The sequence below is a fragment of the Muricoccus pecuniae genome (assembly GCF_014199205.1).
GTDB lineage: Bacteria > Pseudomonadota > Alphaproteobacteria > Acetobacterales > Acetobacteraceae > Roseomonas > Roseomonas pecuniae.
This window is the reverse complement of record NZ_JACIJD010000015.1, coordinates 69,066-92,840: the sequence shown is the minus strand read 5'-3', so window position 1 is coordinate 92,840 and position 23,775 is coordinate 69,066. Positions and strand designations below refer to the sequence as shown.

Here is a 23,775-nt window from a genome sequence, read left to right as displayed (position 1 = left end):
GCTCACTCTGCGCCTGCTGGACAGATGCGATCAAGACGGGAGGATCCGCCATGGATGGCGACGTGCGGCTGACGATCGAGGATGGGGTGGCCGAGCTGGTGCTGGACCGCCCCGCCAAGCACAACGCGGTGACCCCCGCGATGGCGGGGCGCCTGCTGGACCACGCCCGCGCCCTGGACGCGGAGGACGCCGTCCGCGCCGTCCTGCTCCGTGGCGAGGGGGAGCGGGCCTTCTGCGCCGGCAGCGACCTGAACGCGCTGGCCGCCTATCCCTCGGCCTGGCATTTCCGCAACCGCGTGGAATACGCCACGGTCATCCGCAACATCCGCAAGCCCGTGGTGGCCGCTCTGCAGGGCTGGACCCTCGGCGGCGGCGCCGAGGCCGCCCTCTCGGCCGATCTGCGCGTGGCCGCGGAGACGATGCGCCTCGGCTTCCCCGAGGTGCAGCGGGGCTGGGTGGGCGGGGGCGGCGCCTCGCAGCTCCTGCCCCGCCTCATCGGCCAGGGCCGGGCGGCGCGCCTCCTGATGCTGGGCGAGCCGATCGACGCCGCCGAGGCGCTGCGGCTGGGCATCGTGGAGGAGGTGGTGCCGCAAGCGGCGCTGCTGGACCGGGCACGGGAGATCGCCCGCCGGCTCGCCGCCCTGTCGCCCGTGGCGGTGCAGTCGGTGAAGGCGGCGATGCGGATGGCGCTGGAAGCCCCGCTCTCCGCCGGCCTCGCCTATGAGAACGAGATGAACGTGCTCTGCTTCTCGGCCGGGGACCACCTGGAGGGGATCCGGGCCTTCAACGAGAAGCGCCCCGCGGAGTTCGCCCGATGAAGGTCTTCCTCTCCCACTCCACCGAGACCTTCCCCGGCTATTTCGGGGAACGCGCCCTCGCCGCACTGCGCGAGCACGCCGAGGTGGTCCGCAATACCACGGACCGCGAGTTGCGGGACGCCGAGCTGGCGCAGGCCGCCGCCGGTTGCCAGGCCATCATCGCCTACCGCGGGAGCCCGGGCACGGCGGCCACCTTCGCCGCCTCGCCTGATCTCGTCGCCTTCCTGCGCTGCGCGGTGGACATCAGCACGATCGACGTGCCCGCGGCCTCGGCCCATGGCATCCTCGTCACCCGCGCGACGCCGGGCTTCACCGATTCCGTGGCGGAGCTGGGCATCGGGATGCTCGTGGATCTCGCGCGCGGCGTCACCCGCGTCGCCAGCGCCTATCACCGCGGCGAGATCCCGGCGCCAACCACCGGCGTGCAGCTCTCCGCCTCCACGCTGGGGCTGGTCGGCTACGGCCGCATCGCCCGCCGCATGGCGGTCACGGCGCGCGCCCTGGGCATGCGCGTCCTCGCCTACGACCCCTACGCCTCTCCGGAGGATGCTGGCGTGCAGGCCGCGGGCTTCGCGGAGGTGCTGTCCGCCGACTTCGTCGTCTGCCTCGCGATCGCCTCGCCGGAAACGGCTGACATCATGGATGCAAAGGCCTTCGCGGCCATGCGCCGCGGCGCCTTCTTCATCAACCTCTCCCGCGGGGAGCTGGTGGACGAGGCGGCGCTGGAGGCGGCGCTGGACTCCGGGCATCTCGCCGGCGCGGCCATGGATGTCGGCCGCGCCCCGGACCAGATGCCCTCCCCCCGCCTCGCCCGCCGCCCGGATGTGATCGCCACGCCCCATCTGGCGGGGCTGACGCCCGAGGCGGCCGAGCACCAGGCCATGGACACGGTGCGGCAGGTGGCAGCGCTTGCCGCGGGGAGGGTGCCTGAAGGCGCCGTGAACATCGAGGCCGCGCACCGCCTCGCGCGCCTGCAACGCTAGGGAGGCGCGGGGAGGCGCTCCCTCCCCGCCCCCGCTTCAGGCCAGCGTCACCTTCCCCGTATCAAGCTGCCAGCCCGCGGCGGTCAGTGGGAAGTCCTTCACCGTGTTCCGCACAGCGATCTGGTAGATCGGCTGGAACAGGACGAAGTGGTTCGCCTGGTCCACCACCCGGCGCTGCCACTCGACCCAGAGATCGGCGGCCTTCGCCAGGTCCTCCTCCTCGGCGGCGCGCCTGGTCAGCTCCGTCATCTCGGCCGGCACCTCCCAGCCGACGCGCCTTGCCACGCGCTCCACCACCGCGCTCGCCCAGAGGTCGTTGGACACGGCGGGCGGGTTCCAGAAGGTGAGCAACCCGCCGGCCATGCGGCCCTGGGTGTAGACCGTGCGCAGGTTGACCTGGTCCATCGGGTTCAGCCGCACACGGATGCCGACGCGCGCCAGGTCGGATTGCAGCTTCTGCCCGAGCACCTGGTAGGAGATGCCGGCGACGGCGGCCTGGCCGTAGGCGATCTCCATCTCGAAGCCATCCGCCAGCCCGGCGGCCTGGAGAAGCTGCCTCGCCTTGTCCAGGTCCTGGCGGAAGCCGACCTGGCGCGCCACCGCCTCCGTGCTGCCGTTCACGCCGATCGGGAGGAAGTGCGCCGCGCGCAGCGCCGCCCCGCCGAGCAGGTTGTTCAGGATGCCGTCGTAGTCGATGGCATGGCCGATGGCGTGCCGCACCTCCTTCTTCGCCAGCGCCGGATTCGCGGCCGGATTCTGCGTCAGCGCCATGTAGACGTGATCGAGGCTCGGCAGGCGCTCCACCCGGACATTCGCGTCGCCGCGCAGGGTCGCGATCTGCTCGGGGATCAGGTTGAAGGCGGCGTGCACGTCCCCCCGCCGCACCGCCAGGAGCTGCGCCGCGCTGTCGGAGAGATGCCGGATCACCACGCGCTCGAAGGCGGGTGCGCCGCGCCAGTGGTTCGGGTTGCGCTGCAGGAGGATCTGGCCGTTCCGTTCCCAGCGCACGAGGCGGTACGGGCCGGTGCCGGCGGAGTTGCCGTTCAGCCAGTCCGTCGCCTTGTCCCCGTCCTTCGCCTCAACGCCCTGCACGCCGCCGTGCTGCAGCAGCACCGCCTTCTCCAGGATCGCGCAGCCCGGGTTGCACAGGATGGAAAGGATGGGCGCGTTCGGCGAGTTCAGGATGAAGTCGACAGTGTTGGCGTCCACGACCTCCACCCGCTCCACCGCCTTGATGTACTGCTGCGTCTGCTCCTTCATGTTGATCAGCCGGTCGAAGGTGAACTTCACGTCCTCCGCCGTCATGGTCGCGCCGGAGACGAACTTCACGCCCTGCCGCAGCGTGAAGCGCCACCCATCCCCGCCCGGCCGCCGCTCCCACTTCGTGGCCAGCGACGGCTTCGGGTTCACGAGGTCGTCCGCGTCCAGCGTCATGAGGCTGTCGTAGCAGGCGGCCAGGGTCAGGGGCGGCGTGTACTGGGCCTGGCGGACGGGATCGAAGGTGATGGTGTCGCTGATGTCGATGCCAAGCACCAGCGTGTCGCGCCGCGACTGCGCCAGCGCCCGCCCGCCCGGCAGGAGCGGAAGCACCGCCGCCGAGGCACCGAGCAGCCGCGCGAGATCGCGGCGGGAGAGAGACATCACGGTCATGGACAATTCCTCAGGGTCGTCCGACAGTTCCGCCGGATCGTTTTGGGCGCGGGAATCTCCCGTGCACCGGCACGATAGGTCGCAGCCGTTGCGCCTGTGAAGCGGGAAGCTGCGCGGGGAGGGGGGCGGGGAAGATGCCCATCGGGGTGGGCCTCGTCGGCCTCGGCATGGCCATCGCGCCGCACATGCTGAGCCTTCGGGAGCTGGAGAGGGCCGGTCGGGTCCGGATCATCGGGGGCCACGCCCCCTCCCCGGCCCGGCGGGAGGCCTTCACGGCGCGCTGGGGGGCGCCGGCCTTCGCGGAGCTCGCGGCCCTGCTGGAAGCGCCCGGCCTGGACCTCGTCTTCGTGCTCAGCCCGCCCGGCACCCATCTCCCGCTCGCGCAGGAGGCCATCGCGCGCGGCAAGCACCTCCTCGTGGAGAAGCCGCTTGAACTTACGGCCGAGCGGGGCGAGGCCCTCGCGGCGGCGGCCGAGGCCGCGGGCCTGCGCTGCGGCGTCTGCCTCCAGCACCGCTTCCGCCCGGCGGCGCTGCGTCTCAAGGCCGCCCTCGATTCCGGCCGGCTCGGCACGCCCCTCTCCGCCTCCGCCTCCATCCGCTGGTGGCGCGACGACGCCTATTTCGCCCAGCCCGGGCGCGGTAGCATGGCGCGCGACGGCGGCGGCGTGCTGCTCACCCAGGCCATCCACACGATCGACCTGCTGCTTCACCTCATGGGGCCCGTGCGGGACGTGGCCGGCTTCGCCGCCACCTCGCCCTTGCGCAAGATCGACACGGAGGACATCGCCGCGGCCGCGCTCCGCTTCGAGAACGGCGCGATCGGCGTGCTGGACGCCACGACCGTCGCCCGCCCCGGCTTTCCCGAGCGGATCGAGATCGCGGGCAGCCGTGGCTCCGCCGTGCTGGTGGCGCACCGGCTGGAACTGCACGGCGCGGATGGTGCACCGCCGGAGGTCTTCGGCGAGGAAGGCTCGGGCGGCGGCGGCGCCGATCCTATGGCCTTCGACCACGGCCCGCACCGCGCCCTGATCACCGAAGTGCTGGACGCCATCGAGGAGGGCCGCGAGCCCGCCAACAGCGCCCGCTCCGCCCTGGCTGTCCAGCGGCTGATCGAGGCGGTGCTGGCCGATTCGAGCCGCCGCGCATGACGATCACCGGCCGCACGCGCCTGATGGCCATCCTCGGGGACCCGGTGGCGCCGCTCCGCTCCCCGGCCCTGTTCAACCAGGCCTTCGCGCGGCTCGGCATGGACGCGGCCTTCCTCGCCTTCGAGGTTCCGGCGGGCGAGCTCCCCGCCGCCTGGGCCGGGCTGACCCGCCTGCGCAACCTGGACGGGCTGGTGGTGACCATGCCGCACAAGGAGGCGGTCGTCCCCCTGCTGGACGCGCTCGGCCCCACGGCCCGGCTCACCGGCACCGTCAACACCGTCCGCCGGCGCCCGGAGGGCGGCTGGGAAGGCGAGATGTTCGACGGCGAGGGCTTCCGTGACGGCCTGGAGCGCGCCGGCCATCCCGTGCGCGGCTCCGCCATCCTGCAGGTGGGCTGCGGCGCCGCCGGCCGCGCCATCGCCCATGCCCTGGCCCGCGCCGGAGCGGCGCGGCTCCTGCTGCACGACGCCTCCCCCGGCCGCGCCGCGTCTCTCGCCGGGCTGCTCTCCGGGACCTATCCCGGCCTTTCCGTCGCCGAAGGGCGGCCGGAGACCATGGGGCAGGACATCGTCGTGAACGCCACCCCCCTCGGGCTGCGGGAGGGCGATCCCCTTCCGCTCGAGGTCTCCCGCCTGCGCCCGCCGCAGGTGGTGGCCGATGTGATCCCCAACCCCGAGGAGACGCCCCTGATCGCCGCTGCCCGCGCTGCCGGCTGCGCGGTCGTCACGGGCCGTTCCATGCATGAGGGCCAGGCCCGGCTCGCCGCCGCCTATCTCGGCATCGCTGGCTGGGAGGGCTGAGGCGCGCTCAACCCGCGCGGCGATGCACCATCATGTCGTTCTGGCCCCGCTGGACGGTCTCGCCGCGCTGGTTGCGCAGGTCGAAGTCCAGCGTGACGATCCCGCGCTCCGGCCGCTTCGTCTCCCGCCGCCCCGCGACGCGGATCGTGGCGCTGATCCGGTCCCCCGGAAGGATGGGCGCGGCGAAGCTCCATCGCCACCCGAGCGAGACGATCGCGGCCAGCCGCACGGAGGAGCGGTTCTTCAGCCCGTCCGCCAGGGAGAGACCGAGAAGCCCGTGCGCGACCTTCGTGGGATAGCCGAGCGCGCGGGCATAGTCGTCATCGACGTGCAGGTCGTAGAAGTCGCCCGTCAGCCCGGCGAAGGCGAGGATGTGCGCCTCCGTCACCGTGATGCCCGGCGTCTCCCAGCTCAGCCCGACAGCGATCTCCTCGTAATGCAGGCGGTCGTCCGGCATCACAGGCGCCCCAGATGCAGGCCGCCATCCACATGGAACGCATCGCCCGTGGTAAAGGGCAGGTCCCCCGCGGCCAGCAGGGCGATGGTGCGGCCCACATCCTCGGCCTCGCCCCAGCGCCGGATCGGGGAGAGGCCGGCCGCGATCCGCGCGTCATAGGCGGCCGCGACCGGCGCGGTCATATCGGTCCGGATGACGCCGGGCCGGATCTCATGGACCGCGATCCCCTCCTCCGCGAGCCGCAGCGCGAAGACGCGCGCCACCATGGAAACCGCCGCCTTGGAGGCCGCGTACTCGCCCCGCTCCGGCGAGGCGAGGGTCGCGTTGGCCGAGGAGACGAAGACGATGCTGCGCCGCGCCCGCTCCGGTGCGCCCGCCGCCAGCATCCGCCGCGCCACGCCCTGGGCGAGGAAGAACCCGGCCCGCACGTTCACATCGAAGGCACGGTCCCAGGATTCCCGCGTCACCTCCAGCAGGTCGCCCCGCCGCATGGCGCCCACCCCGGCATTGTTCACCAGGCATTCCAGCCCGCCAAACGCATCCCAGGCGGCGTCCAGCAGCGCCGCGTGATCCTCCAGCGCCGCGACGTCGGCCTGCCGGAAGGCGAAGCGCCCACCGGCCGCCTCCACCGCCTCGGCGGTTTCCGCCACGCCCTCCTCCGACAGATCGGCGCCGACCACGTCGAAGCCGCGCGCGGCCAGCGCCGCGCAGGTGGCCCGCCCGATGCCGCGACGGGCGCCCGTGACGAGGGCCGCGGGACGCGCGCTCATGCGAGCAGCGCCCGCGCCATGACCATGCGCTGCACCTGGTTCGTTCCCTCATAGATCTGCGTGATCTTGGCGTCGCGGAACAGCCGCTCCACCCGCACGCCGCGGATGTACCCGCTGCCGCCATGGATCTGCACCGCATCGGCCGTGCGCGCCACGGCGGCATCGGAGGCGAAGCACTTCGCCATGCTTGCCTCCAGCGTCGCGCGGCCACCGGAATCCAGCACGCGGGCGGCATGATGCACCATCAGCCGGGCGGCATGCGCATCCTTGGCCATGTCGGCGATCATCCACTGCACGGCCTGGAAGTCCGCGATGGCCTGGCCGAACTGCCGCCGCTCCTTCGCGTAGGCGATGCTGTCCTCCAGCGCCGCCGCCAGGATCCCGACGGCCAGGGCAGCGATGCCGATGCGCCCTTTGTCCAGCACCGACATCATCGTGTGGAAGCCGCGCCCTTCCGGCCCCAGCATCGCATCGCCCGCCAGCCGCACGCCGTCGAAGCGCAGCCCGCCGACGGGCGAGGCGCGCTGGCCCATCTTGTGTTCCTTGCGGTCCCGCGTAACGCCGGGGCGATCGAGGTCCACCAGGAAGATGGACATGCCGCGGTGCCCGGCGCCCGGATCCGTGCGCGCGAGCACGGCGGCGAAATCCGCCACCGGCGCGTTGTGGATCCAGAGCTTGGCGCCATCCAGCACCCACCCGTCCCCGTCCCGCCGCGCCGTGCTCTTCAGCCCTCCGAGGTCCGAACCGGCCTCGGCTTCCGTCAACGCATAGGCGCAGCGGCGCTCCGCCCGCAGCAGCGGCCGGAGATAGAGGTCCTGCTGCGCGGGCGTGCCGTGCTGCGTGAGCAGCGTGCCCAGCAGCTCCACCAGCCCGACCTGATCGGCGACGGAGGCGTAGCCGCGCGACATCTCCTCCATGACCAGCGCGTAGGACAGCGTATCCGCGCCGACACCGCCCAACTCCTCAGGCACCGTGATGCCGAAGAGCCCGAGCGAGGCGAGTTCGGCGTAGAGCTCCGAGGGGTAACGCTCCTCTTCATCGAGCGCGGAGGCCAGGGGGGCGATCCTGGACTCGGCGAAGCGGCGTGCCGCGTCGCGGAGTGCCAGATGCGTGTCCGACAGCTCGACGTCCGTCATCATGCCTCCCCAGATCGCCGGATCGCACCGGCGCTCGGGGCCCACATGGCGTGCGCCATCCTGGGCCGCGCTTCCTCCAGCGCGGCCCAGGTTGAGCGCCCGGTTCCGGCCGGTCAACTCAGCGGGGAACAGGCCCTCGAAGGGAGCGGCGCAGGGGAGAGCGCCTCACATCCGGGGATGTCTGGCAGGCCAGGAAACCTGTGCGCGCGGGTGGGAGCACCCGCATGGCCCGGCGGCCGGCCATCCTTCGCGCAACCCGCCGAAAGCCTTCCCGAATTCATCGCGAGCGCCGTCCCGACGAGGGGGACGCCTCGCGCAGCTGGCGGGCTTGCCCGGGAGGCCGTGCCTCCCGGAGAAAGCACGGCCCGGCCTACTCCGCCTTCAGGTCCAGCTCCCGCACCTTCCTGCCCCAGAACTCGTACTCCTCGCGGATGGCGCGGGCGAAGTCGGCGCGCGGCTGCTCGGCCGCGACCTCCAGCCCGTCCCGCTCGAGGCTGCGGGCGAAGCGGGGGTCGCGGATGGCCTTGTTGGCGGCCGCCTCCAGCCGGCTCATCTCGGCCTCCGGCGTGCCGGCGGGGGCGAAGATGCCATGCCAGCCGAGGATGACGATGCCGGGCAGCCCGGCCTCCGACAGCGTCGGCACCTCCGGCAGGGAGGGCAGGCGGTGGTCGCCCGTCACGGCCAGCGCGCGCAGCCGGCCGTCCCGCACCAGCGGCACGGCAGGGGGCGGGGAGGAGAAGTTCATCGTCACGCGCCCGGCCACCACGTCCTGCAGCGCGGGCGCCGTGCCGCGATAGGAGATGTGCTCCATCTCCACCCCCGCGGCCTCGGCGAAGAGGATGCCGGCGAGGTGGTTGTTCGAGCCGACGCCGCCGGAGGAGAAGGTGAAGCCAGCCCTCGGCTTCTTCCCCGCCGCGATCAGCTCCTGCAGGTCCTTCGCCGGCACCTTCGGGTCGATGGCGAGCACGTACTGGTAGGCGCTGGCCTTCGTCACCGGGCTGAGCGCGGTGGAGAGGTTCACCCGGTCGTTCCGCTGGAGGTGCGGGTTGACGACGATGTTGGTCGAGACCGCGAAGAGCAGCGTCGTGCCATCGGGCCGCGCGCGGGCGACGGAGGTGGCGCCCACATGCCCCGCCGCGCCGCCGCGGTTCTCGACGATGACGTTCTGCCCGAGCATCTCCATCAGGATCGGCGCCAGCTCGCGCGCCACGATGTCCGTCCCGCCCCCGGCGGCATAGGGCACGATGAGGGTGATCGGCCGGCCCTGGCTGCTCCCCTGGGCCCGGGCACGGGTGATGAGGGCGGGCGCCGCGAGGAGCGGCAGGAGGTGGCGGCGTTGCATGGCGTTCGGTCCCGTGGCCTGGGCGGGCAAGAGCACGGGCGGGCGCCCCGGCGCAAGCGGCAAGCCTTCACCCCCGCGTGGTGGGCCACCGCGCGGCCGTGGTGGCTTCACCGCGCCTTGCGGTGGCTTCACCGCAACGCCCGGGATGGCATGATGCGCGGCCCGGCACGGAGTGGCGCTTGACGAACGGACCCCTCGGCCTGCGCGGCCCGGCCTATGGCTTCCGCCACGACCCCTTCGCGGGCGAGGCGGACACGGCCCTCGCCTTCTGGCCGGACGCGCTGGTGGTGATGCGGGACGGCATCGTCACCGCCTTCGGCGACCACGCGGCCGAGCGCCCGCGCCAGCCGGACGACCTGCCCGTCCACCGCTACCCCGACGGCATCATCGGCCCCGGCTTCGTGGACGCCCATGTCCACTACCCCCAGATGGAGATGACGGGCGCCTTCGGGGAAACCCTGCTCGACTGGCTCCGGCGCTACACCTTCCCCGCCGAGGCGCGCTTCGCCGATCCCGCCCATGCCGCCCGCATCGCGCGGATCTTCCTGCGGGAGCTGCTGCGCGCGGGGACGACGACGGCCGCCGTCTACTGCACCGTGCACGAGCACTCGGCCGACGCCCTCTTCGCCGAGGCGGCGCGGCTCGGCATGCGCCTGGCCGCCGGCAAGGTGCTGATGGACCGCCACGCGCCGGAGGGGCTGCTGGACGGCGCGGATCACGGCATCCCCGCCACGCAGCGCCTGATCGACCGCTGGCACGGGCGCGGGCGGCTGCTCTACGCCATCACCCCGCGCTTCGCCCCCGCCTGCACGGACGAGGCCCTGCGCGCCGCCGGGCGGCTGTGGTGCGACAATCCCGGCACGCTGGTGCAGACCCATCTCTGCGAGACCGAGGCCGAGATCGCCTGGGTGCGGGAGCTGTTCCCCGGCGCCCCCTCCTATCTCGACGTCTATGCCCGGGCGGGGCTGGCGGGCCCCGGCGCGGTGATGGGCCATGCCGTGCACGTGACGGAGGCCGACATCGCCGCCCTGCGGCGGAGCGGCTGCGGCGTGGCGCACTGCCCCAGCTCCAACCTCTTCCTCGGCAGCGGGCTGTTCCGCCTGCACGACATGGCGGGCGAGGGCGTGCGCGTGGGCCTCGGGAGCGACGTGGGCGCGGGCACCGGCCTCTCCCCGCTCCGCACCCTCGGCGACGCCTACAAGGTGGCGCGGCTGGGCGGCGCGCGGCTGCACCCGGCCCAGGCCTTCTGGCTCGCCACGCGCGGCGGGGCGGAGGCGATGCGGCTGGAGGACCGGATCGGCACGCTCGTGCCGGGAATGGAGGCGGATCTGGTGGTGCTGGACCCCGCCGCCACGCCGGCTCTCGCGCTGCGGACCGGCGCGGCGGCGGATCCGGCGGACCGGCTCTTCGCACTCGCGGCGCTCGGGGACGAGAGGGCGGTCAGGGCGACCTATGTCGCCGGGCGCCTCGTTCATGACCGCGACGCGGCCGGGGAGACCGGCCGCTAGGCGGGGCGGCGGAAACGGGGCCGCCCGACAGCATCAACCCGGAGTGATTACCCAGGGGCTTCACCCAGGAACCGGCCCGCCGCGTGGGCGGGCCGGGTGCCGGGGCTCAGCGGGCGCGGCGCGCGGCCGGGGCGGAGGAGCGGGCCGGGGCCGAGGGACGCGCCGGGGTGGCGGGCGCGGGCTCGGCGGCCGGGGCGGTGACGCTGGCCGGGGTCACGCCGCGCGACTTGTCCAGCTCCTCGTACATGCACTTCATCATGCCGAAGTCGGTCGCGTTCGGCAGGCGCTCGCGGCAGACGGGGCGGAAGGCCTCTTCCGGCGGCGGGGCAACGGTGGGCTGCGGGGGCGCGGCGGTGCAGGCCGCCATGAGCGCCAGCGACGGGAGCAGCGCGGCCTTGAGGATCGTCTTGGTCACTGGTTCGTCCTTGGGAAAAGCACCCCGCTCCGCGGGGAGGGGGAAAAGCACCCCGCTCCGCGGGGGAAGCTGCCCCGCCGGGCGGGGCGGCCGACCTTCTAGGGCCGTGCGAGGCGCCCGTCACCGGGCTTTTCCGGAAGCGCGACGAGTTCCCGGCACAGTTCCCGCCACTGCGGCACGGAAGCCGCGCCGGGCACGGCCCCGGGCGGCGGGCCGGCCCGCCGCCCGGGGCCGCGAGGCGGCAACGCGGCGTCAAGCCGCGAGGCGGCAGTGCGGCTTCAAGCGGCGAGGTAGCAGTGCGGCTTCAGGCGGCGAGGCGCCGCTGGGCTCCGTCCTGGGCGAGGCTGGCCGCGGCCTCGGCGAGGTAGCCGGCCGCCTCCTCCGCCCCGATCTCCAGGCAGCAGCGCTCCAGATGCGCCATCAGCCGCATGAGCGCGGCCATGTCGCGCCCGGCATGGTCGGGCCAGAGCACGGCGGCGATGGGGGTGTCCATGGCGGCGCATTCCTTGAGCGGGGTCGGATCGGGGCGGGCGGCGTCCTACACCGGCCCGTGAGCGAAAGCCAGACTTCGTTGCACCAGCCCGCCATTTCGGGGCCGCCCCGCCGCGTTTCCGGGGCGTGGGGCGGAAAATTGCGCCCAACCGTCGTTGTGCGGTGCGATCTTGCGCGCCTTTCCCTTGATGGCACGGGGGCACCGCGTCAGCTTTGGGGGCGGGAGACCAACGTCAGGAAAGGGTCCAACCTCATGGCACGAATCGCACTCGTCACCGGAGGCCAGCGCGGCATCGGCGCCGCCATCAGCGAGCATCTGCAGAAGGCCGGGCGCACCGTCGTTGCCTCCTATGCCGGGAACGAGGAGGCCGCGCGCGCCTTCACCGAGCGCACGGGGATCAAGACCTACAAGTTCGACGTCTCGGATTACGAGCAGTGCGCGGAATCCATCAAGCGCATCGAGTCCGAGGTCGGGCCGATCGACATCCTGGTGAACAACGCCGGCATCACGCGCGACAACACGATGAAGCGCATGGACCGCAAGATGTGGGACGACGTGATCGACACGAATCTCGGCTCCTGCTTCAACCTCTGCAAGCTGGTGTGGGACGGGATGGTGTCCCGCAAGTTCGGGCGCATCGTGAATATCGGCTCGATCAACGGCCAGGCCGGGCAGTACGGGCAGGTGAACTACGCCGCCGCCAAGTCCGGCATCCACGGCTTCACCAAGGCCCTCGCCCAGGAGGGCGCGAAGACGGGCGTGACGGTGAACGCCGTCGCCCCGGGCTACGTGGACACGGAGATGGTGCGCGCCGTGCCGCCCGAGGTGCTGGAGAAGATCATCGCCCGCATCCCCCGCGGCCGTCTCGGCACGGCGGACGACATCGCGCGCGGCGTCGCCTTCCTCACGGCCGACGATGCGGACTTCATCACCGGCTCCACCCTCTCGATCAACGGCGGCCAGCACATGTACTGATCGCCGCCCCCTTATCGTCGTCGGGGAAGCCTTCGGGGCGGCCGGCCGTTACCTCTCCTTCGATACAAGGGAGGCAGGCATGACCGCTTCGAAGCACCCCAAGGGCGGCATGGGCGCCAAGGAGCGCGGCGAGGAAGGGCTGGGCGACGGCATCCCCCGCCCGCCCTCGGACGACGAGCGAAACCCCGGCATCGGCTCCTCCAAGGGCGTGTTCGGCCAGGGCACGGACCCCGAGGTTCTGCAGGCCGACAGCACGGACGAGGGCGACGTCGCGAACGAGACGAAGCGCGACGGCGGCGTGAACCCGAACCACATGGGTCGCACGAACAAGTAGCGCCACCTTGCGCCCCTCCCCTCCGCGGGCGAGCCTGCGGGCGGGGAGGGCGTGGCGATGACGGCTTGCAGACTTGTCCTGGCGCGGGCGGCACCGGATGCCGGCGCGCGGATCGGGGCGGTGCGGGAGGCGCATCTCGCGCTTCTCCGCCCCATGGCGGAGGCGGGGGAGCTGTTCCTCGGCGTGCCGCTGCTCGATGCGGCCGGCGCCTACCAGGGCTCCCTCATGATCGTGGCGGAAGGGGCGCTGGAGCGCTACCTCGACGCGGAGCCCTTCCTGCAGGAGGGGATCTGGGCGGGCCACGAGAGCCATCCCTTCCGCATCGCGCCCCTGCCCTACCGGCCACTGCCGAGCGGGCCGGTGCCCGCCGCCCCCACCCACAGCATCGCCGTCGCGCGGGACGGCACGGATCCCGGCGGCCCTGCCCGGCGCCTGGCCGTGCGGGAGGCGCATCTCGCCCGCGTGGCCCCGGCCGCGCGCGAAGGGTTGCTCACGGTCGGTGGCGCCATCCTCGATGCGGAGGGCGGGATGATCGGCTCCGTCGCCGTCACCGCCCATCCGACGGTCGCCGCCGCGCAGGAATGGTGGTCGACCGATCCCTATGTGATCGGCGGGGTGTGGCGCGACGTGGAATGGCACGCCACCCGCTTCGCGCCACTCCCCCTCCGCTCCCTGCCGGGGGCGGAAGGGGCCTAGCTCACGCCGCGACTATTACGCCGCCACGCGGTCGCCGATCACCTTGTTGGCGGCCCAGGACACGAGCCAGATGATGATCGCGGCCAGGAAGGCGGTGCCGATGCTCGTGATCCGCATCCCCGGCATCAGCAGCGCCGTCAGTCCCAGCATCACCGCGTTGATGACGAGGGTGAAAAGACCGAGCGTCAGCACCGTGATCGGAAGGGACAGGGTGGAGAGGATCGGCCGGATGACCGCGTTCACCACCCCGAAGATGATCGCCGCGATGATCAGGGTCGTCAGGCTGGAGAACCATAGGCCTGTGACGAGGTTCGCGGCGATGTAGAAAGCGACGGCCGTGATGGCCGTGCGAATAAGGAAGCCCACCTTGCTCAACTCCTATGCCCGTTCGGCGCCGGACAGAACCGGCGGGACGCGGGGGCAACGCATCCTTCTTTCGCGGGTTGCGCGGGCTGCCTCATGAGCCGCGCAACCCTCCTCGGCATCGGGGCGCTCCTGCTCTGGGCCTTCCTCGCCGTGCTCGCCCGCGGGGCGGCGGGACTGCCGCCGCTGCAGGTGACGGCCATGGCCTTCGCCACCGGCGGCGCCCTCGCCACCGCCGGGCTCGCCCTACGCGGGCAGCTCGCCGCCCTGCGCCAGCCGCCCATCGCCTGGGCGCACGGGGTGGGCGGTCTGTTCGGCTACCACGCCCTCTACTTCGCGGCCCTCGCCTGGGCGCCGCCGGTGGAGGCGAGCCTCCTCAACTATCTCTGGCCGCTGCTGATCGTGCTCCTCTCCGCCCCCATCCTCGGCATGCGGCTCGGGGCGCGGCGGCTGGCGGGGGTGGGGCTGGGCTTCCTCGGCTGCGCGCTGGTGGTGGGCCCCGGGGCGGCCTTCCCGCCGGGGGCGCTGCCGGGCTTTCTCTGCGCGGCGGCGGCGGCGCTGACCTGGGCGGTCTATTCCGTCACCGCCCGCCGCCTCTCCGCCGTGCCGACGGAGGCGGTGGCCGGCTTCTGCCTCGCCTCCGCCGCCCTGGCCGCCATCGCGCACCTCCTCTTCGAGGTCACGGTCATCCCCGATGCACGGCAGCTCCTCTCCGTGCTGCTGCTCGGCCTCGGCCCGGTGGGGGCGGCCTTCTTTCTCTGGGATGTCGGGATGAAGCGGGGCGACCCGCGGCTGCTCGGCACCCTCGCCTATGCCGTGCCGGTCGCCTCCACCCTTCTCCTGCTGCTGGCGGGGGAAGGGGTGCTCGGCCCGCGCCTCGCCCTGGCGGCGGCGCTGGTGGTGGGGGGTGGCTGGGTGGCGGCCTCGGCCAAGGGCTAAGGGCTAAGGGCCTCAGCCCCGGCGCAGCAGGGCCCGCACTACCTCGGCATGGCCCTGGTGCTTCGGGCCCTCGTCCAGCAGCACCGTGCCCTCCATCAGTTCGAGCACCTCCAGTCCCGGAAAGCTCTCCCGCACCAGCGCGGCGGACCAGAGCAGGGCGGGGTCGCGCGGGCCGCCGGCGCGGCGCCCCTCGGGGGCGGGGGTGAAGCCCTCCAGCACGAGCAGCCCGCCCGGCGCCAGCGACTCGGCGGCGCGGGCAGCGACGAGGGCGCGGTCCGCCGGGGGAAGGTGGACGAAGATCCAGGCCAGGAGGTCGAACCCCTCCACCGGCCACCGCCATTCCACGAGGTCGGCCACCACCGTCCTCAGGGCCACGCCGCGCGAGGCCGCGAGCGCCCCCGCCTTGGCCAGCCCCGCCGCGGACCAGTCCACGGCGGTCACCTTCAGCCCCTGCCCGGCGAGCCAGGCGCCGTTGCGCCCCTCCCCGTCCCCCAGGGCCAGCGCCCGCATCCCCGGCCGCAGCCGCGCGGCCTGGGATTCGAGGTAGCGGTTGGGCTCCTCGCCGAAGAGGGTGCCGGGCGGGGCGTAGCGCGCGTCCCAGGCCGCCGCGTCGCTCACGGGGCGCCGCTATCCCTGCCCAAGGGCCTGCCCAGAGGCCAGCCCAGCGGCCTGTGCCGGATAGGGCCGCGCGCCGAAGATCGCGCTTCCCACCCGCACCTGCGTCGTCCCGCAGGCGATGGCCGATTCGAAATCCCCGCTCATGCCCATGGAGAGGGTGCCCAGCCCCTCCTTCGCCGCGAATTCGGCCAGCCAGCGGAAATGCGGCACGGGGTCCTCCCCCTCGGGCGGGATGCACATGAGGCCGGAGACGGCCAGCCCGTGCTCCTCCCGGCAGGCGCGGAGGAAATCCCGGGCCTCGTCCCGCGCGATGCCGGATTTCTGCGGCTCGGCCCCGGTGTTCACCTGCACCAGCAGCTCGGGCGAGCGGCCCTCGCGGCGGATGGCCTCGGCGATGGCGGCGGCGAGCTTCGGGCGGTCGAGGCTCTCGATCACGTCGGCCACCCGCACGGCGTCCCGCGCCTTGTTCGTCTGCAGCCCGCCGATGATGTGCAGCCGCAGGCCGGGATGGTCCGGCCGCAGCGCGGGGAACTTGCCCGCCGCCTCCTGCACCCGGTTCTCCCCGAACACGGCCTGGCCCGCGGCCAGCGCCGCCCGCACCGCCTCCGCCGGATGGGTCTTGGAGACGGCGACGAGCGTCACCCCCGCCGGGTCCCGCCCCGCCCGGGCGCAGGCCTCGGCGATGCGCGCCTTGATCCGGGCGAGGTTCGCGGCGATGGCATCGGCGGCGGGGGGCAGGGGGTCGGTCATGCAGCGCGGAAGGCTAGGGCAGAACGGGGTGGGTGTGAACGCGCCGGCCCGGGCCGTACCGCCGCTCTGGCTGCTGAGCGACGCCCGGCGCCTGCCCGATCCGCGCGCCGCTGCCCGCCGGCTGCCCCCGGGCAGCGCGGTGCTGGCGCGCGATCCTGCCCCCGGCCTCCTTGCCCCGCTCGCCCGCCTCGCCCGGCAGCGTCGGCTGCTCCTTCTTCTCTCCGGGGACGGGCGGGGGGCGCTGGCGCTCCGGGCCGGGCTGCACCTGCCGGACCGCCGCCCGGCGCGGGGGCTGCTCCCCTTCCTCATCGCCCGGCGCGGGGGGAGAGGGCCGCTCCTCTCCGTGGCGGCGCATGGGCGGGCCGGATTCGCGCGGGCCCGGCGGCTGGGGGCCGACCTCGTCCTCCTCTCCCCCGTCTTCCCCACGGCGAGCCACCCCGGCGCCCCCGCCCTCGGCCCGCTGCGCTGGGCCGCCCTCGCGCGGCGGGCGGGCCGGCCGGTGGTGGCGCTGGGCGGGTTGGATGCCCTGAAATCGCGGCGCCTTCCGCCCATGGCCGCGGGCTGGGCGGCGATCGGCGGGCTGGCCGGGCAGCTCCGCTAGAGGATGTGTCCGGTCAGACACAGTGTCTCACGGATGTCGCGATCAGGCGCTTTGCCCGATGGACGCCTGCAAAGTGCCTGAACCATAGTCCCCGCGGGCTCGGCCAAGAGGGCGCATCCGTCGGATGCACGCCTTCCCGGCAAACCCGCCGAGGGGGGCGGGCGGGTCGCAGGAAGCGCCGGGACGTTCCGGCACGTAGGAGGATTTGGGATGCGGAAGCTTCTACTCGGCAGCACGGCGGTCGCCGCCGCTGCCCTCTTCGCGCCGGGCGCGATGGCCCAGTCGCTGAGCGGCGACGCCCTCTCCGCGAGCAGCGCGGCCGGGACCTCGCTGCGCGGCCTCGAGGTGCGCATCGGCGGTTTCTACAAGGCAATGTACAACTACACCCGCCAGGACAACCTGAATGTGGCCGACGCCCGCGTCGGCAATGCGGACTTCTCCAACGAGGTCGAGATCCACGTCCTCGCCTCCGGCAAGGCCGCGAACGGCCTGCGCTACGGCGTCGCGCTCGAGATCCAGAACGACTCGGTCCGCCAGGGCAGCAACTTCATCACCAACACCGGGAACACGGGTGGCCAGGGGACGGTGTTCACCGCGGCGACGCCGGTGAGCAAGAGCTCGCTCGACTTCGACGAGGCCTGGGCCTACCTCGCCGGCCCCTGGGGCCAGATCCGCTTCGGTGAAGAGGACGGCGCCATCGCCCAGCTGCAGTCCGGCCACATCACCGGCTTCGGCCTCGGCGGCACCGACTCCGGCGACAACAACCAGCAGGTCATCGGCGGCAACTATCGCCCCGCCTTCACGAACCCGAACGACCTCGGCGACAACACGAAGCTCATCTACCTGACGCCGCAGTTCTTCGGCTTCGACGCCGGCGCGAGCTTCGCCTTCAACACCCAGGAAGGCCCGCTCTCGGGCTGTGACGCCGTCAACATCACGACGGTCGCCGTCTGCGACAAGCTCTCCGGCCTCGCCGGCGTGAGCAACCGCCGCCGCAACGAGATCCAGGCCGCCCTGCGCTGGCGCGGGTCCTTCGGCCCCGTCGGCTTCGCCGCCACGGTCGGCTATATCGGCGCCGACGCGGTGAAGAACACCGGTGGCCCCTCGCCCCAGCGCGTGGACATGGTCTGGGCCGGCGCGGTGGGTACCGCCTACGGCTTCACGGTCGGCGGCTGGTACACCGGCGGCAACAGCAACACCAACTGGAACACCACCTCGCGCATCGCCGGCACGACGGTGGATGACCGCCGCGCGGACGCCTTCCTCGCCGGCGCCACCTACACGATCGACGCCATCACGGTCGGCGGTCACTACACCACCATCTGGAGCGCGGGCAGCCAGACCGTCCCGGCCGGCCGCCGCGACATCGGCTGGGCCGTCGGCGGCAACTACCGCGTCGCCCCGGGCCTCGACTTCTTCGCTGAGTACGTGAACTACGAGCGCAAGGAGCAGGGCTTCAACTTCAACAACCGCGCGGGCAGCCCCAACACCACGACCGTCGACATCGTGCTGGCGGGCTTCCGGGTCGCGTTCTGATCCGGCCAGGGCCGAATGAGAGGGGGCGGCGGGGAAACCCGCCGCCCCTTTTCTTTTGGCACCTCCCCCGCGCGGAACGGATCGGTGATTTCCCCCTTGCGCGCCGCCTCCGGCGAGCCTTAGTTGCGCCGGCCATGCGCCATATCCGCCTCGCAGCCCTCGCGCTGCCCGTTCTCCTCATCGCCTGCGGGCAGACCCGCGAGGTCGGGAATGACGAATACTACGACGACAGCCAGCGCGCCCGGGTCAGGGGGCGGCTGTCGGGCAACCAGGACGGCCTGCTGATCCTCGGCACCGACCGCAGCCGCAACCGTGAGGGCGCGGGGGACGCAGCCGGGACGCTGGGGGTGAACGCCTATCTCTGGCGCGCCAGCCTCGACACCCTGTCCTTCATGCCGCTCTCCTCGGCCGATCCCTTCGGCGGCGTGATCATCACCGACTGGTACTCGCCCCCCGCCGCCCCGGGCGAGCGCTTCCGGGCCACGGCCTATATCCTCGGCCGCCAGCTCCGCTCCGACGGCGTGCGCGTCTCGGTCTTCCGCCAGGAACTGCGCAACGGTGCCTGGGTGGACGTGCCCGTCGCGGCGGCGACCGGCACGGAGCTGGAGGACAAGGTCCTCGCCCGCGCCCGGGAGCTGCGGAGCCAGTCCGCCTCCCTCTAGCGGAAGGGACCGGGGGAGGGCGGCCGGGCCACCTCCCCCTGCCGCCTCAGTAATTCACGCCCGGCAGCGAGCGGATCTCGTTCGAGGCCATGTTGATCGTCACCCGGCGCTCGCCCGGCGCGACGCGCAGCCGGTCCATCGGCACGGAGACGTGCTTCTGCGTCAGGCCGAGCCGGTTCTCCACCTCGATGATCACCATCGCGATCCGGCCCGCGGCGGGATCGATGATCAGGTCCTCCACCTCGCCGATCTCAACCCCATCGGTGCTGTAGACGTCGCGGTCCATCAGCTCGTCCGCGCGGACATGGCCGGCGGGAATGCTCGTGGAGGCCTGGGCCGGCTGGGAGGGCGCAGGCTGGGCGGAGGCGGGCGCGGGCAGGGCGGCGAGGGCGGCCAGCACCGCCGCGATCGGGATGAAACGCATGTCATGCTCCTGTAATCCTGGCGACAGGAAAGAACCGCCGCGCCCGGCGATGGTTGCCCCGGCGCCGCAGCCCCTTCCCACCCCGCGCCGGCGGGGATAACAGGACACACCCTTCACATAAGGCCCATACTGGCCCCCGATGACCGACGGCCCGCCCGACAGCCCGACCTCCACCCTCGGCCGCTACGATTTCGCCGCCGCCGAGCCCCGCTGGCAGGGGGCGTGGAGCGACGCCGCGCTCTTCGCCGCCCCCGACGTGCCGGACGGCACGCGACCGAAATACTACGTGCTGGAGATGTTCCCCTACCCCTCGGGCAAGATCCACATGGGGCATGTGCGGAACTACACGCTGGGCGACGTGGTGGCGCGCTACAAGCGCGCCCGCGGGCACCAGGTGATGCACCCCATGGGCTGGGACGCCTTCGGCCTGCCCGCCGAGAACGCGGCGCGCGAGCGCGGCACCCATCCGGCGGCCTGGACCTACGCCAACATCGCGAACATGCGGTCCGAGCTGAAGAGCATGGGCCTCAGCCTCGACTGGGCGCGCGAATTCGCCACCTGCGACCCCGAATATTACGGCCAGCAGCAGTCGCTCTTCCTCGACTTCCTCGCGGCCGGGCTGGTGGAGCGCCGCAAGTCCTGGGTGAACTGGGACCCCGTGGACGGCACCGTGCTGGCCAATGAGCAGGTCATCGACGGCCGCGGCTGGCGCTCCGGCGCCCCGGTGGAGAAGCGCGAGCTCTCCCAGTGGTTCCTCGCCATCACGAAGTTCGCCCCCCAGCTGCTGGAGGCGCTCGACACGCTCGACCGCTGGCCCGAGCGGGTGCGGACGATGCAGGCGAACTGGATCGGCCGCAGCGAGGGCGCGCGCGTGCGCTTCCCCCTCGCCGAGCCGGTCGAGGGCACGACCGAGATCGAGGTCTTCACCACCCGCCCGGACACGCTCTACGGCATGTCCTTCCTGGCGGTGGCCGCCGAGCACCCGCTGGCCGCCGCGGCCGCGGCGCGCAACCCCGCCGCCGCCGCCTTCATCGCCGAGGTGCGCAGTCAGGGCACGAGCGAGGCCGCCATCGAGCAGGCGGAGAAGCGCGGCTTCGACACCGGCTTCCGGGTGCGTCACCCCTTCATCGAGGGCGCGACCTTTCCCGTCTGGATCGCGAACTTCGTGCTGATGGAGTACGGCACGGGCGCCCTCTTCGGCTGCCCCGCCCATGACCAGCGCGACCTCGACTTCGCGCGCAAGTACGACCTGCCCGTGCCGCCCGTGGTGCTGCCCCCCGGGGAGGACCCCGCGACCTTCACCGTGGGCAAGAACGCCTGGACGGGCGACGGCACGCTCTTCAACTCGGACTTCCTGGACGGGCTGGGCAGCGAGGCCGGCAAGCGCGCCGCGATCGACGCGCTGGAGGCCCGCGGCCTCGGCCAGGGCGTGGTGAACTGGCGGCTCCGCGACTGGGGCGTCTCCCGCCAGCGCTACTGGGGCTGCCCCATCCCCGTCATCCACTGCGACGACTGCGGCATCGTGCCCGTGCCGAAGGACGCGCTGCCGGTGCGGCTGCCGGAGGACGTGGACTTCTCCCGCCCGGGCAACCCGCTGGACCACCACCCGACCTGGAAGCACGTCCCCTGCCCCAGCTGCGGCAAGCCGGGCCGGCGGGAGACGGACACCTTCGACACCTTCGTCGACAGCTCCTGGTACTTCGCCCGCTTCACCGCCCCGCGCGCCGACACGCCGCTGGTGGCCGAGGCCGCGAATGGCTGGCTGCCGGTGGACCAGTATATCGGCGGGATCGAGCACGCGATCCTGCACCTCCTCTACTCCCGCTTCTTCACCCGCGCCCTCTCCACCATGGGCAGGATCGACACGCCCGAGCCCTTCGCCGGGCTCTTCACCCAGGGCATGGTCCAGCACGCCTCCTACAAGGCCCCGGACGGCCGCTGGCTGGCCCCGGACGAGGTGGACGTCGCCGCCGACGGCAGCGCGACGGAGAAGGGCACGGGCACGCCGCTGATCGTCTCGCGCAACGACAAGATGTCGAAGTCCAAGCGCAACACGATCGACCCCGGCGCCATCATCTCCCGCTACGGCGCCGACACCGCGCGCTGGTTCATCCTGGCCGACAACCCGCCCGACCGGGACATGGAGTGGAGCGAGGCCGGCGTCTCCGGCGCGCACCGCTTCGTCCAGCGCCTCTGGCGCCTCGCGGCCACGCTCGACGGGCGCGGCGGCGACGGCGAGTCCCGGCCCCTGATGCAGGCGGCCCATCGGGGCATCGCGGCCGTGACCGCGGCGCTGGAGGGCTTCGCCTTCAACGTGGCCGTCGCGCGGCTGCACGAATTCGCCAACGCCATCGAGTCCTCCCCCGCCCCGGCCGAGGCGCGGCGCGAGGCGCTGGGCATCATGGCCCGGCTCGTGGCGCCGATGATGCCGCACCTGGCCGAGGAGCTGTGGTCCATCCTCCACCCCGGCAGCGGGGAGCTGGTGGCCGCCATGCCCTGGCCCGAGGCCGACCCCGCCCTGCTGGTGGCGGAGAGCGTGACCATCGCCGTTCAGGTGCTGGGCAAGCTGCGCGCCACCCTCTCCGTGCCGGTCGGCATCAAGGAGGCGGAGTTGCTCGCCCTGGCGGAAGCGGAGGAGAATGTGCAGCGTGCCATCGGCGGCAAGCCCATCCGGAAGCGCATCCATGTCCCAGGCCGCGTCGTCAACTTCGTCGTCTGAGCGCCCCGTGGTCGCGCGGCGCCTGCTGCTGGCCGGGCTGGCGGGATCCCTGGCCGGCTGCGGCTTCCGGCCGCTCAACGGCCCGCCGGCCGCGGGCGAGGCGGATATCGCGCCCGAGCTGGCCGCGGTGCGGATCGGCCGCACCTTCGGCCGCACCGGCCAGCTCCTGCACCAGGCGCTGGACCGGCGGCTGACGGCGCGGAACCGGACCGCCCCGGCCGCGCGCTACGAGCTGACCGTCAGCCCCCTCCCGGCCTACGAGGCACTGGGCTACCGGCGGGACGGCGCGCCCACCCGCGTCCGCATGGTGATAACGGCGCCCTGGACGCTCCAGACCCTTTCCGTCCCTGCCCGCCCCGTGGCGGCCGGCTCCGCCCGGGCGGTGGACGCCTACAACGTCGTGGACAACGAGTACTTCGCCTCCGTCGTCAGCAGCGAGGCGGCGGAGCGGCGGCTGGTGGAGCAGATCGCCGAGGAGATCGTGCTCCGCCTCGCCCTCTCCCTCCGCGAGGGAGGGGCGGCCTGACCACCCCCCGCGCATGAAGCTCGACGCGCGCCGCATCCCGGCCTTCCTGAAGGACCCCGGCGCCGCCCGCGCCGCCCTCCTCTACGGCGAGGATGCCGGCCTCGCCCGGGAGAGGGCCGACGCGCTGCAGGAGGCCGTGGCCCCCGGCAACGACCCCTTCCGCGTGGCCGACCTCCCGCGCGAGGCCGCCTCCCGCCCCGGCGCCCTGGCCGGGGAGGCCGCCGCCCTGGCGCTCACCGGCGGGCGGCGCGTGATCCGCGTGCGGGACGCGACCGACGCCCTCGCCCCCGCCCTGCGCGAGGTGCTGGAGGCGCCCGGGGACACGCTGGTCATCGTCGAGGCCGGGGAGCTGGCCGCCCGCTCCAAGCTGCGCGGGCTGGCCGAGTCCCATCCCCGCGCCGCCGCCATCGCCTGCTACCGCGAGCGCGGGGCCGAGCTGTCGGCCACTATCGCCGCCCTGCTGAAGGAGGAGGGCGTCACCGCCGAGCCCGCCGCCATCGCCTGGCTCGCCGGCCGCCTGGGCGACGACCGGGGGACGCTGCGGCGGGAGCTGGAGAAGCTCGCCCTCTATGCCGGCCGGGGCGGGCGGCTGGCGGAGGAGGACGTGCTCGCCTGCATGGGCGACGGCTCCGCCCTGGAGCTGGACGAGGCGCTGGTGGCCGCGACGGCCGGGGACCTGCCCACCGCCGACCGCGCCCTCGAATCCGCCATGGCCGAGGGGGCCAACCCCGTGCAGGTGCTCCGCGCGCTGATGCGCCACGTGCAGCGCCTCCACCTGGCCTCGGTGGCCGGGATTGGCGCCCTCCAGCCCCCGGTCTTCTTCCGCAGCCGCCCGGGCTTCGAGAAGGCGCTGCGGATCTGGCGGACGGAGGCGCTGGAGACGGTGCTGGCCGGGCTGCTGGAGGCCGAGCGCGGGAGCAAGTCGGGAGGCACCGGGCGGCCCGTGCCGGACGCGGCCATCGCCCGCTCGGCGCTGCTCACCCTCGCCCGGCAGTCGGCGATCCTCGCCCGGCGGGGATAGGCCCCCTCACACGGGTTACGCCCCAGGGTTACACACGGGGTTACGCACGGAAGCTTGACCTGCGCGGACCGCGTGGGCTCCAACCCCCTCC

The 23,775-nt window shown here is 73.3% G+C and carries 26 protein-coding genes; 15 read left to right on the top strand and 11 right to left on the bottom strand.

From position 1 onward, the window contains the following. Nucleotides 1-50 precede the first annotated feature (50 nt). Nucleotides 51-818, top strand: a complete 768-nt coding sequence (locus FHS87_RS16225) for an enoyl-CoA hydratase/isomerase family protein (RefSeq protein WP_184520429.1) — start codon at nucleotides 51-53, stop codon at nucleotides 816-818. After that, nucleotides 815-1,801 carry an NAD(P)-dependent oxidoreductase gene (locus FHS87_RS16220; RefSeq protein ID WP_184520428.1) on the top strand — a complete coding sequence of 329 codons (987 nt, stop codon included), beginning with the start codon at nucleotides 815-817 and terminating at the stop codon, nucleotides 1,799-1,801. The genes FHS87_RS16225 and FHS87_RS16220 overlap by 4 nt, the downstream gene beginning before the upstream one ends. A gap of 36 nt (nucleotides 1,802-1,837) precedes the next feature. On the opposite strand, the gene FHS87_RS16215 is transcribed toward FHS87_RS16220, so the two are convergent. Beyond that, nucleotides 1,838-3,451, bottom strand: coding sequence for an ABC transporter substrate-binding protein (locus FHS87_RS16215; protein WP_184520427.1), 1,614 nt, complete (start codon nucleotides 3,449-3,451; stop codon nucleotides 1,838-1,840). Between the two features lie 134 nt (nucleotides 3,452-3,585). Here FHS87_RS16215 and FHS87_RS16210 point away from each other — a divergent pair, with 134 nt between their 5' ends. Together FHS87_RS16210 and FHS87_RS16205 are read left to right on the top strand one after the other, a co-directional pair. Beyond that, nucleotides 3,586-4,599, top strand: coding sequence for a Gfo/Idh/MocA family protein (locus FHS87_RS16210; protein ID WP_184520426.1), 1,014 nt, complete (start codon nucleotides 3,586-3,588; stop codon nucleotides 4,597-4,599). Next, nucleotides 4,596-5,399, top strand: a complete 804-nt coding sequence (locus FHS87_RS16205) for a shikimate dehydrogenase family protein (RefSeq protein WP_184520425.1) — start codon at nucleotides 4,596-4,598, stop codon at nucleotides 5,397-5,399. Before FHS87_RS16210 ends, FHS87_RS16205 begins: the two co-directional genes overlap by 4 nt. Nucleotides 5,400-5,406: 7 nt before the next feature. Here FHS87_RS16205 and FHS87_RS16200 read toward each other — a convergent pair whose 3' ends face one another. The 4 genes from FHS87_RS16200 to FHS87_RS16185 all read right to left on the bottom strand — a co-directional run bounded on the left by FHS87_RS16200 (nucleotide 5,407) and on the right by FHS87_RS16185 (nucleotide 9,104). Beyond that, nucleotides 5,407-5,856: a MaoC family dehydratase gene (locus tag FHS87_RS16200; protein ID WP_184520424.1), complete on the bottom strand. Its 450-nt coding sequence runs from the start codon at nucleotides 5,854-5,856 to the stop codon at nucleotides 5,407-5,409. Then, nucleotides 5,856-6,626 carry a 3-ketoacyl-ACP reductase gene (locus FHS87_RS16195; RefSeq protein WP_184520423.1) on the bottom strand — a complete coding sequence of 257 codons (771 nt, stop codon included), beginning with the start codon at nucleotides 6,624-6,626 and terminating at the stop codon, nucleotides 5,856-5,858. Before FHS87_RS16195 ends, FHS87_RS16200 begins: the two co-directional genes overlap by 1 nt. Continuing rightward, nucleotides 6,623-7,762 (bottom strand): acyl-CoA dehydrogenase family protein, encoded by a 1,140-nt coding sequence (locus FHS87_RS16190; protein WP_184520422.1) that lies wholly within the window; start codon nucleotides 7,760-7,762, stop codon nucleotides 6,623-6,625. Before FHS87_RS16190 ends, FHS87_RS16195 begins: the two co-directional genes overlap by 4 nt. 370 nt (nucleotides 7,763-8,132) lie before the next feature. Next, a complete protein-coding gene (locus FHS87_RS16185; RefSeq protein WP_184520421.1) occupies nucleotides 8,133-9,104 on the bottom strand; it encodes a Bug family tripartite tricarboxylate transporter substrate binding protein in 972 nt (323 codons plus the stop codon). Between the two features lie 179 nt (nucleotides 9,105-9,283). Between FHS87_RS16185 and guaD the strand changes: the two genes are divergently transcribed. Beyond that, nucleotides 9,284-10,612: a guanine deaminase gene (gene guaD / locus FHS87_RS16180; protein WP_246418459.1), complete on the top strand. Its 1,329-nt coding sequence runs from the start codon at nucleotides 9,284-9,286 to the stop codon at nucleotides 10,610-10,612. Between the two features lie 106 nt (nucleotides 10,613-10,718). Here guaD and FHS87_RS16175 read toward each other — a convergent pair whose 3' ends face one another. Next, a complete protein-coding gene (locus tag FHS87_RS16175; protein WP_184520420.1) occupies nucleotides 10,719-11,027 on the bottom strand; it encodes a hypothetical protein in 309 nt (102 codons plus the stop codon). A 304-nt stretch (nucleotides 11,028-11,331) separates the two neighbouring features. Further along, nucleotides 11,332-11,520, bottom strand: a complete 189-nt coding sequence (locus FHS87_RS16170; RefSeq protein WP_184520419.1) for a soj family protein — start codon at nucleotides 11,518-11,520, stop codon at nucleotides 11,332-11,334. 252 nt (nucleotides 11,521-11,772) lie between these two features. On the opposite strand from FHS87_RS16170, the gene phbB reads away from it, so the two are divergent. The 3 genes from phbB (at nucleotide 11,773) to FHS87_RS16155 (ending at nucleotide 13,525) form a co-directional block, all read left to right on the top strand. Then, nucleotides 11,773-12,495, top strand: coding sequence for an acetoacetyl-CoA reductase (gene phbB, locus FHS87_RS16165; RefSeq protein ID WP_184520418.1), 723 nt, complete (start codon nucleotides 11,773-11,775; stop codon nucleotides 12,493-12,495). Nucleotides 12,496-12,574: 79 nt separating this feature from the next. After that, the gene (locus FHS87_RS16160; RefSeq protein ID WP_221299993.1) at nucleotides 12,575-12,829 is read left to right on the top strand and encodes a hypothetical protein; all 255 of its coding nucleotides are present in this window, start codon (nucleotides 12,575-12,577) and stop codon (nucleotides 12,827-12,829) included. 57 nt (nucleotides 12,830-12,886) lie between these two features. Beyond that, complete coding sequence (locus FHS87_RS16155) at nucleotides 12,887-13,525, top strand: YciI family protein (RefSeq protein ID WP_246418458.1); 639 nt, start codon at nucleotides 12,887-12,889, stop codon at nucleotides 13,523-13,525. A gap of 15 nt (nucleotides 13,526-13,540) precedes the next feature. Here FHS87_RS16155 and FHS87_RS16150 read toward each other — a convergent pair whose 3' ends face one another. Continuing rightward, nucleotides 13,541-13,891, bottom strand: a complete 351-nt coding sequence (locus FHS87_RS16150) for a phage holin family protein (protein WP_184520417.1) — start codon at nucleotides 13,889-13,891, stop codon at nucleotides 13,541-13,543. 93 nt (nucleotides 13,892-13,984) lie between these two features. Between FHS87_RS16150 and yddG the strand changes: the two genes are divergently transcribed. After that, nucleotides 13,985-14,827, top strand: a complete 843-nt coding sequence (gene yddG, locus FHS87_RS16145; protein WP_184520416.1) for an aromatic amino acid exporter YddG — start codon at nucleotides 13,985-13,987, stop codon at nucleotides 14,825-14,827. Nucleotides 14,828-14,839: 12 nt separating this feature from the next. Here yddG and FHS87_RS16140 read toward each other — a convergent pair whose 3' ends face one another. Further along, nucleotides 14,840-15,445: an SAM-dependent methyltransferase gene (locus FHS87_RS16140; RefSeq protein ID WP_184520415.1), complete on the bottom strand. Its 606-nt coding sequence runs from the start codon at nucleotides 15,443-15,445 to the stop codon at nucleotides 14,840-14,842. Between the two features lie 9 nt (nucleotides 15,446-15,454). Beyond that, a complete protein-coding gene (locus FHS87_RS16135; RefSeq protein WP_184520414.1) occupies nucleotides 15,455-16,195 on the bottom strand; it encodes a YggS family pyridoxal phosphate-dependent enzyme in 741 nt (246 codons plus the stop codon). Between FHS87_RS16135 and FHS87_RS16130 the strand changes: the two genes are divergently transcribed. The 3 genes from FHS87_RS16130 to FHS87_RS16120 all read left to right on the top strand — a co-directional run bounded on the left by FHS87_RS16130 (nucleotide 16,194) and on the right by FHS87_RS16120 (nucleotide 18,994). Then, complete coding sequence (locus tag FHS87_RS16130; RefSeq protein WP_184520413.1) at nucleotides 16,194-16,796, top strand: thiamine phosphate synthase; 603 nt, start codon at nucleotides 16,194-16,196, stop codon at nucleotides 16,794-16,796. The genes FHS87_RS16135 and FHS87_RS16130 overlap by 2 nt on opposite strands. A gap of 210 nt (nucleotides 16,797-17,006) precedes the next feature. Beyond that, the gene (locus tag FHS87_RS16125) at nucleotides 17,007-18,332 is read left to right on the top strand and encodes a porin (protein ID WP_184520412.1); all 1,326 of its coding nucleotides are present in this window, start codon (nucleotides 17,007-17,009) and stop codon (nucleotides 18,330-18,332) included. A gap of 134 nt (nucleotides 18,333-18,466) precedes the next feature. Then, nucleotides 18,467-18,994: a DUF3576 domain-containing protein gene (locus FHS87_RS16120; protein ID WP_184520411.1), complete on the top strand. Its 528-nt coding sequence runs from the start codon at nucleotides 18,467-18,469 to the stop codon at nucleotides 18,992-18,994. A gap of 46 nt (nucleotides 18,995-19,040) precedes the next feature. On the opposite strand, the gene FHS87_RS16115 is transcribed toward FHS87_RS16120, so the two are convergent. Further along, a complete protein-coding gene (locus tag FHS87_RS16115) occupies nucleotides 19,041-19,418 on the bottom strand; it encodes a PRC-barrel domain-containing protein (protein ID WP_184520410.1) in 378 nt (125 codons plus the stop codon). 139 nt (nucleotides 19,419-19,557) lie between these two features. Between FHS87_RS16115 and leuS the strand changes: the two genes are divergently transcribed. Genes leuS through holA form a run of 3 tightly spaced genes read left to right on the top strand, consistent with a single transcriptional unit; the run spans nucleotide 19,558 to nucleotide 23,684 of the window. Next, nucleotides 19,558-22,137, top strand: a complete 2,580-nt coding sequence (gene leuS, locus FHS87_RS16110) for a leucine--tRNA ligase (RefSeq protein WP_184520409.1) — start codon at nucleotides 19,558-19,560, stop codon at nucleotides 22,135-22,137. Between the two features lie 7 nt (nucleotides 22,138-22,144). Continuing rightward, on the top strand, nucleotides 22,145-22,663 hold the full coding sequence (gene lptE, locus FHS87_RS16105; protein ID WP_184520408.1) for an LPS assembly lipoprotein LptE: 519 nt from the start codon (nucleotides 22,145-22,147) through the stop codon (nucleotides 22,661-22,663). A gap of 13 nt (nucleotides 22,664-22,676) precedes the next feature. After that, nucleotides 22,677-23,684, top strand: coding sequence for a DNA polymerase III subunit delta (gene holA, locus FHS87_RS16100; protein WP_184520407.1), 1,008 nt, complete (start codon nucleotides 22,677-22,679; stop codon nucleotides 23,682-23,684). Nucleotides 23,685-23,775: the final 91 nt, after the last annotated feature.